The 11,217-nt window shown below is 44.2% G+C and carries 13 protein-coding genes; 4 read left to right on the top strand and 9 right to left on the bottom strand.

Going from position 1 to position 11,217, the window contains the following annotated elements:
- The 4 genes from A3766_RS24890 to hemC form a co-directional block, all read right to left on the bottom strand.
- A partial coding sequence (locus A3766_RS24890) for a heme biosynthesis protein HemY (RefSeq protein WP_304440985.1) occupies positions 1-778 on the bottom strand: 778 nt, incomplete at its 3' end.
- Entirely contained in the window at positions 775-1,917 is a 1,143-nt protein-coding gene (locus A3766_RS24885; RefSeq protein WP_068514506.1) for a uroporphyrinogen-III C-methyltransferase, read from the bottom strand. The genes A3766_RS24890 and A3766_RS24885, both read right to left, overlap by 4 nt.
- A gap of 29 nt (positions 1,918-1,946) precedes the next feature.
- The gene (locus A3766_RS24880) at positions 1,947-2,747 is read right to left on the bottom strand and encodes a uroporphyrinogen-III synthase (protein ID WP_068514507.1); all 801 of its coding nucleotides are present in this window, start codon (positions 2,745-2,747) and stop codon (positions 1,947-1,949) included.
- 4 nt (positions 2,748-2,751) lie between these two features.
- Positions 2,752-3,702 (bottom strand): hydroxymethylbilane synthase, encoded by a 951-nt coding sequence (gene hemC / locus A3766_RS24875; protein WP_068514508.1) that lies wholly within the window; start codon positions 3,700-3,702, stop codon positions 2,752-2,754.
- 419 nt (positions 3,703-4,121) lie between these two features.
- Here hemC and A3766_RS29930 point away from each other — a divergent pair, with 419 nt between their 5' ends.
- Positions 4,122-4,292, top strand: a complete 171-nt coding sequence (locus tag A3766_RS29930; protein ID WP_156509115.1) for a hypothetical protein — start codon at positions 4,122-4,124, stop codon at positions 4,290-4,292.
- Positions 4,293-4,475: 183 nt separating this feature from the next.
- On the opposite strand, the gene A3766_RS24865 is transcribed toward A3766_RS29930, so the two are convergent.
- The gene (locus A3766_RS24865) at positions 4,476-5,234 is read right to left on the bottom strand and encodes a LytTR family DNA-binding domain-containing protein (RefSeq protein WP_068514509.1); all 759 of its coding nucleotides are present in this window, start codon (positions 5,232-5,234) and stop codon (positions 4,476-4,478) included.
- A gap of 3 nt (positions 5,235-5,237) precedes the next feature.
- Positions 5,238-6,320: a sensor histidine kinase gene (locus A3766_RS24860; protein WP_082865346.1), complete on the bottom strand. Its 1,083-nt coding sequence runs from the start codon at positions 6,318-6,320 to the stop codon at positions 5,238-5,240.
- 114 nt (positions 6,321-6,434) lie between these two features.
- Here A3766_RS24860 and argH point away from each other — a divergent pair, with 114 nt between their 5' ends.
- Positions 6,435-7,868, top strand: coding sequence for an argininosuccinate lyase (gene argH, locus A3766_RS24855; RefSeq protein ID WP_068514510.1), 1,434 nt, complete (start codon positions 6,435-6,437; stop codon positions 7,866-7,868).
- On the opposite strand, the gene A3766_RS24850 is transcribed toward argH, so the two are convergent.
- Positions 7,865-8,245, bottom strand: coding sequence for a YbaN family protein (locus A3766_RS24850; RefSeq protein ID WP_068554137.1), 381 nt, complete (start codon positions 8,243-8,245; stop codon positions 7,865-7,867). The two genes, argH and A3766_RS24850, sit on opposite strands and share 4 nt — an antisense overlap.
- Positions 8,246-8,405: 160 nt before the next feature.
- Between A3766_RS24850 and A3766_RS24845 the strand changes: the two genes are divergently transcribed.
- Positions 8,406-8,900: a peptidylprolyl isomerase gene (locus A3766_RS24845; RefSeq protein ID WP_068514515.1), complete on the top strand. Its 495-nt coding sequence runs from the start codon at positions 8,406-8,408 to the stop codon at positions 8,898-8,900.
- An 85-nt stretch (positions 8,901-8,985) separates the two neighbouring features.
- Positions 8,986-9,681 (top strand): FKBP-type peptidyl-prolyl cis-trans isomerase, encoded by a 696-nt coding sequence (locus tag A3766_RS32435; RefSeq protein ID WP_068514517.1) that lies wholly within the window; start codon positions 8,986-8,988, stop codon positions 9,679-9,681.
- A 74-nt stretch (positions 9,682-9,755) separates the two neighbouring features.
- On the opposite strand, the gene A3766_RS24835 is transcribed toward A3766_RS32435, so the two are convergent.
- Both A3766_RS24835 and A3766_RS24830 read right to left on the bottom strand, forming a co-directional pair.
- Positions 9,756-10,496: a hypothetical protein gene (locus A3766_RS24835; protein WP_068514520.1), complete on the bottom strand. Its 741-nt coding sequence runs from the start codon at positions 10,494-10,496 to the stop codon at positions 9,756-9,758.
- A 69-nt stretch (positions 10,497-10,565) separates the two neighbouring features.
- Entirely contained in the window at positions 10,566-10,862 is a 297-nt protein-coding gene (locus A3766_RS24830) for a PilZ domain-containing protein (protein ID WP_068514521.1), read from the bottom strand.
- Positions 10,863-11,217 lie beyond the last annotated feature (355 nt).

Raw genomic sequence — 11,217 nt, 5'->3', positions numbered from 1 at the left:
AACCTGCGAGAATATCGTCGGCAGCGTCTTGTTGAGCGCGGTTAATTAGCTCGTCGGTTTTCTGTACAAAAAGATTATTCCAGGCGAGAGACTCGACGGCTTTGATTTCATCAGTGCCGAGTTTGGCATCTTTTTGCAAGGAGGGCAGGAGCTTTATCAGGTTGTGCCAATCTTCTAATTTTAAGTATACCGACTTCAAGAGCTTTAGAACGAAGGGGTGATGCGCCTGTTGTTTATGCAGGCGTAATAGTGTTGCTAAGCAAGGTTCATATTGCCCTTGTTGGTACTGGATTTGTGCTTGAGCGATCCCCACAGCAAAGTCGGAGTCCTCGGTGCTGTCATAGGCTTTCTTCAGCATTAGCTCAGCATCCTTAACCTGCCCTAACTCGTTGGAAGCGTGAGCGGCGGCTAAGTAGTTAATTAAGGGCTTATGGGACTTGGTAGCAGATTTAGATAATAGCTTGCTCGCTACGCCCCAGTTGCCTTCAAGTAGTGCAATTAGACCTTTCTCGGTTTTTATCGTAGCTCTTGACTCGGCGGAACGGCCAAACCACTTAGATACAGACTTGCTTGAATGCACCAGTTTACGTTTCAGCCCTAGTAGCCATACCAATAAAGTAAGCAAAATAGCGATAGCGAGTGCGGCGATGACCAGATTACTTTCTATTAGCCAGTTTCCATAAGATATTCGAACATATCCGGGGTCATGGCTGACAATCGCTGAAACACCAAGCGCTAGAGCCATGCCGACAATAATCAACACGAGTAAACGCTTCATGGTGTTGGCTCCTGCTTGGTACTGTTATCTGTGCTTGAAGGTGTCGGGTTGGAAAGTTTGCCTAAGCTATGGTTAAGATACATGGCTTCAATTTTTGTCTTCAGTAAGCGTAATGACTTTGAAATATCGGGTGTTTCGTAGCTTATTTGAAGTGTTTGCATACTTTTGAGTTTAGAAATCAGAGTTTTCGTTTGTTTGTCCTGAGTATCAAAGTAGTTCTCTAGCCAAATGCTTGCTTGTTTTAAGCTGTGAGTAAAAATAGCCTGGTTTTGCTCTAGTAAGGCAAGGTTTGCTTGTTCGAGCATCAGTCTTAGATTCTGCTTCAGATAATAATTTTGCTCAGGCGCCATAAGAGGCGCGACAGGGTGATCCAAACGCCGGATCAATACTGCTTTATTTAGCTCGCCCCATACTTCCAGCCATGCTTGCTTCCATGCGGGAAGATCTGAAGTTTGTGATGAACGCTGGCTTGGTGTTTGTTCTGGCTCTGGCTTGCTCGTGTCTAAATAAGCGCTTTCTTTTAAGCCGTCTAAAGAAGAAATGATAGCCGAGAGTTGCATAAACATACCTTCACGGTCGAGGTGAGAAAGCTGTTGTAAGCTAAGAATCTCTTGATTGAGTGCTGCACGAACTGGGAGTAAGCCTGGGTCATTGATTTCGGCCAGCACTTTATCGGCAGATATCATGACTGCCTCAGCATTTTTTAAGTCGCGCTCAAGAAGAAGTCTTTGGTTGGCGAGATGTAATAAATACTCGGCCTCAGCAAGTAGCCAGTCAGCACGACTGCTGGCACCCATTTCTGTTAGCTTCTCGGTGTTATATAAACTTTGCCTATCGAGCTGAGTCAGTATCTGACTTTGTTGTTGTTTGTCTGCTTCTAGGTTTTTCAAACGTCGCTCGAGGCTTTGCTCTAAGTATTGAACTCGTTGTTGTGCGCTCTTATTTTGTGAATCTAGGTGCGACAGTAGTGTGTTTTGTTGCGACAGGTTTTGCCAGAAGTAAATTGCGCTAGCGATCGAAAACGCAGCTATTAGAGCAATGACCAGTATTAGCAGCCAAGAAAGGTTTTTCTTCTTTTTAGCTTGAGGGGCTGGCTTCTTTACATCTGCTGCAGGTAGCGTTTCGTTTGCGTCAGTCACGTGTTGTCCTGTTTTTTGTTGGTTGGCACTTACAAGCTGGCTTTTTTGATGCACTTTACAATGTCCATCGGCATAAGGTTTTCCGAGATCAAAGTGTTCTTCAATCCGTGTTCATATGCAATATTGGCCACTCTGATACTGGGTAGTATAAAAGACCTGTCAGATAAGTCGATATTGTGTTCACTGCAATGAGCAAGCAGGTTAGTCAGTGTTTCACCGCTTAGTGTAATAATAAAGTCTGGCGCAAAGTCGTCAATGCTTTGTTGCAGTATGCTTTGATCATAGTCTGGTTTCGAGCGTTGGTATAGCGATATGCTATCTACTTGCGCACCTCGAGCAAGAAGTTGGCTTTGTAAAGCCTGGCGACCATGCTTACCCTTGAGGATGAGTATTTTTTCGTCTTGAACTGTTTTGAGGTCTTTGTTCTCTAATAGTTTTTCACTGCTCAGGTCTTGACCTGGCGATACGATATCCAGACTTGTCGAGTTTAAGGCTTCAGCGGTTTTGCGGCCAATGGCATACCATTTTTGTCCGACAGGTGCTTGTGGCCAATAGTGATCTATTTGTTCAAGGCCTAGATCAGCTGCGTGTTGGCTGACGACAATTACATGCTGGTATTGGTCTAAATCGAGGATGTGCTGTCGCTCGATCGCGCTAATCTCAAGCGCATCGATTTTTAGCATTGGCAGTTTTTTGCACTGGGCTCCTAAGGCTTCGAGAGCTTTTGATAATTCCGTGGCGGAGGGTTCGGGGCGGCAGATTAGAATCTTGCTTGAACTGAGCAGGCCTAGTCGCTTGAAAGCCTGCTCGGTAACGAGTTTATTTGTCATTGGCTTAAACTTGAGCTTTGTTATAGACAGCTTCTAGTAAAGGGCCTGCACCCATTTCAAGCAGAGCTTCCGCTACGGCAACACCCAGCTCTTCACATTGAGCTTGTGGGCCGCTTAAGCTTGTTTTAAGGATGGTTGCGCCATCTTCTGAGGCAACTAAGCCGGTGAGTGTCAGTGTCTCGCTTTCTAAGGTTGCATATCCGGCGATTGGAACCTGACAGCCACCATGGAGCCGGTGATTCATTGCGCGTTCAGCTTTTACGCAGAACTCGCTTTCTGGGTGAATGAGGGGCGCCAATAATTTTTTAATATCCTCATCCTTGCTTCTGCACTCAATGCCTAGAGCGCCTTGGCCAACAGCTGGAAGTGATTGCTCAGCCGATATGACGCTTTTGATGCGTTCATTGAATTCAAGTCTTTTGAGTCCAGAGGCTGCAAGAATAATGGCGTCATACTCGCCTGCATCGAGCTTTGCCAGACGAGTATTAACATTGCCTCTTAAAGGGCGAATATCTAGGTCTGGGCGAGAGGCGGCCAGTTGGCTATGCCTGCGTAGGCTTGAGGTGCCAACAATTGCACCTTCTGGAAGTTGATCGATCGAGTCGTATTGATTACTAACGAAAGCATCGAAGGGGTTTTCCCGCTCACAAATAACGGCTAGCTCAAGACCTTCGGGGAACTCCATAGGGACATCTTTCATTGAGTGGACGGCGATATCTGAAATGCCTTCTAGCATTGATGCTTCAAGCTCTTTTACAAATAAGCCTTTGCCACCGATTTTAGCAAGGGGGACGTCTAGAATCTTATCCCCTTTGGTTGTCATGCCATTAATATTGACTTCCAAGCCTGGGTATAAAGCTTCAAGTTGAGACTTTATATAACGGCTTTGCCACAACGCTAAAGCACTTTCACGAGAAGCAATATTGAGGGTCTTGATTGGGCTTGATGTAGACATGTTCGAGTCGTTCACTATTGGCAAATGGAGTGGGTGCTATATATTGAATTGCGTCGCTATTTGTATTGGTGGTGAAACCAAATAAAGAATAGTGAGCTAGATACAGCCTGTTATGGCGACTTAGTATAACGGAACTGGAAATAAAGTCGAAAAGATACAAATCAAGTGAAGATCACTTTTATTTCTTGGGCGCTTACTTGAGTCAAACTTGGCTATATGAAGGTTAGAAGTTAAGTGTTAATTTAACTTCCAGTCGATCTTGTTTAAGATTTAGTCGATACTTTGTTCTATCTGCAAGGTCATTAAAATTGCGAATGACGGAATCTGTGCAATTCTTTCCCCCGCTTAAGAGAGAATCGATATCAAATTTAAGCACGTGCTTAGAGAAGGATTTGATCGCTGTACTATAGGAAAATTTAGTGTCAGATGAGCTCTCGATGAGGATAGTATCATCATCACCGCTATTGCTGCGTGAGTTTTCAAAAGCTAGAGTATTAAATGACAGACACAGACATAACAAGCCTATTACGAACAAAGCGCGCTTGGTCATTGTTGATGTGTGTGTTGTTCAAATCGTCCACTCCATTTGATGAAGACTACCTATTCAATGATAAGAGATCTCCCTGTAGCGGTGTGTAACATTTGGTTAGATCGAGAGGGTATTTCGAAAAACTTCATTTATTGAGGTAAAGAGAGAGGATAAAGTGTGAACAGGTTCTCTAAGTTGTTGAGTGGAAGCTCATTTTTATTCTAGAAGGTGCTTAGTTGCAGTCTTAGGCTTGAAAGGATTGTTCACTTATTCTTTGCTTGAGTTCGCTTACGTGTCGACGACTGACGAGAATGCGAAAGTCGGTATTGCGTATATGTATGTAGTAGTGGCCATCGGAGCTCTTGTGCATTGCTGAGATGTGTTTGGCATTGACCAGTGTATTGCGATGGGCACGCAGGAGCTTGTCTGGGTGAGCTTGTTCCAACTCCTTTAATGTTTGGTCACTTAGGGTTTCACCGTTTGCATGGACAACGGTAAGGTACTTCTGTTCGGATCTAAAAAAGTAAATCGAGTCGAAAGGAAGTAACTCCTGGCCTTGCCAACTGTGTGCGACAAAATGAGCTTCTTCGTTACTATCCTGCTCCTTGATAGATTTTAGCTGCAGTTGATTAACATGCTTTGCTTGAGCCAGAGCACTTTCCAGCTCTTCGCCTCGAACGGGTTTTAACAAGTAACCCATGGCCTGCTTTTTAAAGGCGTCGATGGCATACTCGTCATAGGCGGTGCAAAAGATCATGGCAGGAGGGTGCGGCTTTTTTGCCAGAGCGCTGGCCACTTCCAGGCCATCAATACCTGGCATTCTGATATCCAGAAGCGCAATATCAGGCTTAAGCTCCTCAATCCGTACCAAGGCTTGTTCACCATTTTCAGCTTCACCGCAAACCTGATAGTTACAATTTCGTTCAATTAAACGCTTTAGGCGCTCTCTTGCCAAGCTCTCATCATCGACGATAAATACACTAATAGGGCTGTTTGCTGTCATATCTTAGTTAACCGGAATACGTAAAGTAACGGTAAAAATATTGTTTAGTTGGCTAGTCTTTAATATAGCGCCTGAGCCGAAAATTGCCTGGAGCCTGCTGCTAATATTGTCTAATGCGATTTGGTTTCCGTGTCGTGCCTGTTTTTCTGGGTCAAAAGGGTTTGAGATCAAAATGTATAAATGATCTCTTTTGAGTTCGGTTTCAATGCTAATAGTGCCGCCTTCAGTTAGCGGTTGAATACCATGATAAATCGCATTTTCTACTAATGGTTGTAGGGTTAAAGGGGGGATCAATACCTTTTTCTTGGCGTTGTTGAGCTTCCATTCAATCTTTAGCCTGTTTCCTAATCTAAGGGCTTCAATATTCAAGTATCGTCGGCATAGCTCAATTTCTTCACGAACCGGAATCAGAGAAGTTTGGTTGTTTAATGTAGCCCTGAAAATGGTTGATAGATCTATGACTGCATCTTCGGCTTTTTGTGGATCGATTGCGATCAGGCTGGCGATGCTGTTCATGCTATTAAACAGAAAGTGAGGACGAATTCTAGCCTGCAGTGCTTGGATGCGCGCTCGAAGTTCTGCTTGGCGCTGTTCTCGCCATTGGTGTTGCAGGAAGAAATAACGCAGTAAGATGCTCGCGAGCATCGAGCTGATGAGTAAACTCTTTGATAGAAATAGTTCCGGTTTTGTAATGACGCCCGGCAGCAGGAAGTTGATGCCTAGCCAACTGAAAAACAGCGTGATGATGGCATTGCTAGATAAGAAGTAAATGCTGATAAATTTCGGGCTTTTGCCAAATAGAAATTTTCGGGTTGTACAGATTACCGCTGCAAAGCTGAGCGTGAGTGAGTGGCAGTAAATAGATAGCAGGCCTAGTTTATCCCAACTGATTAACTCGTTTGAACTCAAGACCAGACATAAAACCAGCGCTAGAAACTGGGTTAGGATCAGCAGAAACAGAACGGCATTGATTCGACAAAGGTCAGGAATGACAAAATTGGAGTTCTGCTCACTCCCTGAAGCTTGCTTAGAATCATCAGCATGGCTGTTTTTGTTTGGCTGTGATTGCTTGGCGTTTCTATGCATGATAAATGACTGGTTTCTTTACAAGGGATGACTAAGGCGTATTATTCGCTTTTGTGCTACAATGCGCGCCGCAATTTTGACTCCACAAATTTCAGTGTAGATGGGTAATCAAACATGAGCAATGCAAACGACAATAACGGCCAGCTAAATACGCAGAGTGATTCAAGTAAAGAAAAGCCATGGGGAGGACGCTTTACCGAGCCTACCGATGCTTTTGTTGAACAATTTACTGCGTCAGTAGAGTTTGATCAGCGTTTGTATTTCCACGATATCCAGGGCTCTATTGCGCATGCGACGATGCTGGCAAAAGTTGGCGTGCTGACTGAAGAAGAGAAAACGCAAATCATTCAGGGCTTGAAAGAGGTTCAGGCAGAAATCGAGAGTGGCAAATTCCAGTGGTCTGTCAAACTGGAAGATGTACATATGAACGTCGAGGCAGCCTTAACAGAAAAAATTGGTATCACGGGCAAGAAACTCCATACAGGGCGATCTCGAAATGACCAGGTTGCGACAGATATTCGTTTGTATCTACGAGATGAAATCGATGTGATTGCCAGTGAAATTACTCGTCTTCAGGATGGCATGGTAAGGCTTGCTAAGCGTGAGGCTGCAACAATAATGCCGGGCTTTACTCATTTGCAAACAGCTCAGCCAGTCACTTTTGGTCATCATATTCTTGCTTGGAACGAGATGCTTCAACGTGACTATGAGCGTTTGATGGACTGTCGTAAGCGCGTGAATATTATGCCGCTAGGTGCAGCAGCTTTGGCGGGAACGACTTATCCTATTGATCGTAGCATTACGGCCGAGTTATTAGGCTTTGACCGACCTAGTGAGAACTCTCTTGATTCAGTCAGTGATCGTGACTTTGCTATAGAGTTTTGTTCATTTGCCAGCTTGGTTATGATTCACTTATCGCGAGCTTCTGAAGAGTTGATTTTGTGGGCATCGGCTCAGTTTGATTTTATCGACTTGCCGGACCGCTTCTGTACTGGTTCGTCTATCATGCCGCAGAAGAAGAATCCAGATGTGCCAGAGTTGGTACGAGGCAAGTCGGGCCGGGTAACGGGTCATATGATTTCTCTATTGATGTTAATGAAGTCTCAGCCTTTGGCATACAACAAAGATAACCAGGAAGATAAAGAGCCATTATTTGATGTCTTGGATACCTTAAAAGGTTGTTTGAAGGCCTATGCTGATATGATTCCGGCGATTGAGGTGAAGGCTGAAAATATGAGAGAAGCAGCACGTAGGGGCTTTTCAACCGCGACTGACTTGGCTGATTATTTAGTCGTTAATGGTGTGGCTTTCCGTGATGCGCATGAAATTGTTGGTAAAGCCGTGGCATATGGTGTTGCTGAGGAAAAAGACCTTTCAGACATGACACTAGAAGAGTTGCAGGTGTTTAGCGATCAGATTCAAGAAGATGTATTTGACGTTCTGACGCTTGAAGGCTCTGTTAATGCACGAAATCACCTGGGCGGGACGGCACCTGCACAGGTTTCTGCTGCGGCTGACAGAGTTCTTGAAAAACTAGCTGCACGTTAACTTGTCGTGCCTGACTTGATTGGCAGGCGACAGATATAGGTTGTGACGCCGGCACCTATGCAGCTAAGCATAATGACGGCCCATAACTTGCCAATGATGAGTGCGGATAAAAGCATGCTTCCCCACATACATATTAGTATCCGGGTTCGAATGTTTTTGTCCAGGCCTTCGCCGCTTTTCCAAACTGAAATGATGGGGCCTAGCTTCGGGTGTTCGTGTAACCAGCGGTGAAAACGTTCCGATGAGTGAGTGAATAACCAGGCAGCTAATAGTAAGAAAGGTGTTGTCGGTAATATCGGCAAGAAAATACCAATCACGCCAAGGATGACGCAGAGCCACCCCAAGGAGGCAATAAGTATTTTGACGCTGCCTTTCATTACTACTTTCCTGACAAATACATTTACGGTTTTTCCATTGTAGACCTTTAAATAGCTTTCTATAAATATAGAGGCTATTTTTTGTAAAAAATTAGCGCATAGACACTATTCTACCAACGCGGGATAATGTGTCTTTTACTATTGATAAACGAGACTTCAGATGCAAATTAGCAAAGATAAAGTGGTAACCTTTCATTATAGACTATCGAATGAGCAAGGCAGTGAGCTGGAGACCTCTCATGGAGAAGACCCGGTTGCTTATTTGCATGGCCATGGAAATATTATTTCTGGTTTGGAAAAAGGCCTGGAAGGTCAGTCGGCAGAAGATGTTTTGACTGTGACGGTTGAACCTCAAGACGGCTATGGCCTGCGTAAAGAAGAAGCTGTTCAGCGCGTACCAATTAAGCACCTAGTGGGCGATAAAAAGCAAAATTCCAAGTTGAAGCCTGGTATGGTGGTTTCGATTAATACCGAAGAAGGTCCAAGGCAGGTTGTGGTATTAAAGGCAGGAAAGTTTAATGTCGATGTGGACACGAATCACCCTTTGGCCGGGCAGGTTTTGAGTTTCGATATTGAAATTCAGAGCGTCAGGGAAGCAACAGAAGATGAGTTGGCTCACGGGCATGCTCATGGTGTTGGTGGTCACCACCATTAACAAGTGCTAATGTTGCAAGCATAGAGATTTCACCAAAAAACAAGTAACGTGAGCGTTTTTAGAATGGCTTCTTCAGGAAATGAACATGAAAAAAACGCTTCTAGGCCTAGCTCTAATAGGTGCTTCTACTCTCAGCTATGCTGCTGAACCTCTAAAGTCTCTTGATACTCAAGATCAAAAAGTTAGCTATAGCTTTGGCTTGGTTCTAGGTAAGCGCATGACTAACGATATGCCTGATTTGCAAATCGACGTATTCGTCCAAGGTTTGAAAGATGCTTATAGTGGCAACCCTCAACTTATTACCGATGAGCAGGTCGCGCAGACTCTATCTGACTTTCAGCGAGACCTACAGCAAAAGCAGCTAGAAGAAGTTCAAAAAGCGGGTGAAGAAAACAAAAAAGCGGGGAAAGAATTCCTAGCTGAAAACAAGAACAAAGAAGGTATTGTTACCCTAGAGAGCGGCCTTCAGTATAAGGTTTTGACCGAAGGTAAAGGTCTGCAGCCTGGGCCGACAGATGTTGTGAAAGTTCACTATACCGGTTCTTTGATCAACGGTACGGTTTTTGATAGCTCGATTGATCGTGGTCAGCCAGTAAGTTTTCCGGTTAATGGTGTGATTGCTGGATGGACAGAAGCCCTTCAGTTGATGCCTACTGGTTCAAAGTGGCAGCTGTTTATTCCTTCGGACTTGGCATATGGTCCAAACGGTAACCGTTCTATCGGGCCGAATGAAACGTTGCTATTCGATGTCGAGTTGTTGGATATCGAAGCGAAAAAATAAAGTAGCTTAATCGTCAGTACTATCGAAAGAATACACAATGTATTCTTTCGAATCTCTTCTTCTTACTCTTATTATTAAAACACTACATTCAAACGAACTAGTCCGGGTATGCCCAAGATATCGCTATTGCTGAATATCATTGGGATAATATCGATATTGACTCGTTCATTATAAGACCAGCGGGTACCGACTAAGGCCGTTGTATCGCTATCGTCTTGCGTTGACATAACAACTTCAGCGCCAATCGAGAATAAGCCACTTTCTGTATCAATTAGACCAGCATAAGCGCCCAAACCTAATTCTAGGAATGTATCACTATTGTCTGCAATATCGCTGTAAATAAGAGATGGTGTGAGTGTGAATGTTGCTGCATCGGCCGAAATCGTGGCTGCGACCCCTAGCTTTAAATTAGTTTGATCGTTATTGCTGTTGTCAAAATCAATGACAGATAAGCCTGTTACCAAAGACCAAGCAAACTGATCTGTCGTTTGCTGATCACCTGATCTAATAGGCGGGAGCCCCCATTTTAGGCTAACGTCGTTCCCTGTAGAGGCGGTGTTAAGGCCTAGTCCACTATTCAAAATAAGCTCAGCCTGGGAAAGCCCGAGTCGAATACTGCCGCCATTTTGTAAACCGTTCGCACCACTGTGCAGGTCAATGGATATATGGTCGCCAGTGTTTACTTTACCCTGTTCAAGAAAGAACCCGCGTGAAGGAGGCGTATAAGCTTTTTTAAACGGCTCTTCAGCGGCGACAAAGGTGCTGGCAGAGGCACTGCAGGCAATAAGAGAATAGCTAAGAAGGTGGTTTTTCATGATTAGACGTTCCTTGATTTCACAGATATTAATTCAATTTGGCTAAGTTTAAATAGGGGGCAACTGATACTAGGAGATAAACTTCAGACCAATACCCGCAGGTTCCATTCGGACAATTTTCATTTTCAGTACAGGCGCTGTTTCTCCCATGCCCTGGACCTGGCCCTGGACAACGGTGCCGACCGGTGGCATAGGAATATTCTCTGTTAGAAGAAATACACCGCCATCGGAGATATCACGGGTAGTGACAATTTGATCGCCAATACTGGGGTGAGACACTTTAAGTTTACACTTCATTGGTGTCCGGTGCTCAGAGCGTTTGTCGGGCTGTGCGGATGTTGAGGTGTTTTCGTTTTCAATGGTCATTTTATTAGCAGGCCACTTAGCTTAAATAATTGCTCTGCATTATATCGATAATAAAAACGAATATCGCCAATCTAGCTTTAAGTTTTGGAAAGATTACATGGCTTGCAGTCTTTCAGTGAGGGCTAAAAATGAGGCAGATAGACAAATTTCGTTAATGGCGTAAAATAGCGCGTTTTTTACAGGCTAGTTCTCTAAAGCGTGTTGGTGATAGAAGGGTGTTATGAAATCGCATAGTGTTGAAAAGATCGGTGGAACGTCAATGAGTGATTATGTCGCTATTCGCGATAATATAATCAGCAAACCCTCAAGAGAGGATACGATCTATCAGCGTGTATTTGTGGTTTCAGCGTATGGC

Source organism: Oleiphilus sp. HI0132 (genome assembly GCF_001635845.1).
The sequence above is the reverse complement of the archived record's forward strand: the minus strand, read 5'-3'. Positions and strand labels throughout refer to the sequence as shown.

Excerpts from the sequence above, each read along its gene's own strand:
- A3766_RS24880 (WP_068514507.1), bottom strand. The coding sequence starts at position 2,747 with ATGACAAATAAACTCGTTACCGAGCAGGCTTTCAAGCGACTAGGCCTG.
- hemC (WP_068514508.1), bottom strand. The coding sequence starts at position 3,702 with ATGTCTACATCAAGCCCAATCAAGACCCTCAATATTGCTTCTCGTGAA.
- A3766_RS24865 (WP_068514509.1), bottom strand. The coding sequence starts at position 5,234 with ATGACAGCAAACAGCCCTATTAGTGTATTTATCGTCGATGATGAGAGC.
- A3766_RS24860 (WP_082865346.1), bottom strand. The coding sequence starts at position 6,320 with ATGCATAGAAACGCCAAGCAATCACAGCCAAACAAAAACAGCCATGCT.
- argH (WP_068514510.1), top strand. The coding sequence starts at position 6,435 with ATGAGCAATGCAAACGACAATAACGGCCAGCTAAATACGCAGAGTGAT.
- A3766_RS24850 (WP_068554137.1), bottom strand. The coding sequence starts at position 8,245 with ATGAAAGGCAGCGTCAAAATACTTATTGCCTCCTTGGGGTGGCTCTGC.
- A3766_RS24845 (WP_068514515.1), top strand. The coding sequence starts at position 8,406 with ATGCAAATTAGCAAAGATAAAGTGGTAACCTTTCATTATAGACTATCG.
- A3766_RS32435 (WP_068514517.1), top strand. The coding sequence starts at position 8,986 with ATGAAAAAAACGCTTCTAGGCCTAGCTCTAATAGGTGCTTCTACTCTC.
- A3766_RS24835 (WP_068514520.1), bottom strand. The coding sequence starts at position 10,496 with ATGAAAAACCACCTTCTTAGCTATTCTCTTATTGCCTGCAGTGCCTCT.
- A3766_RS24830 (WP_068514521.1), bottom strand. The coding sequence starts at position 10,862 with ATGACCATTGAAAACGAAAACACCTCAACATCCGCACAGCCCGACAAA.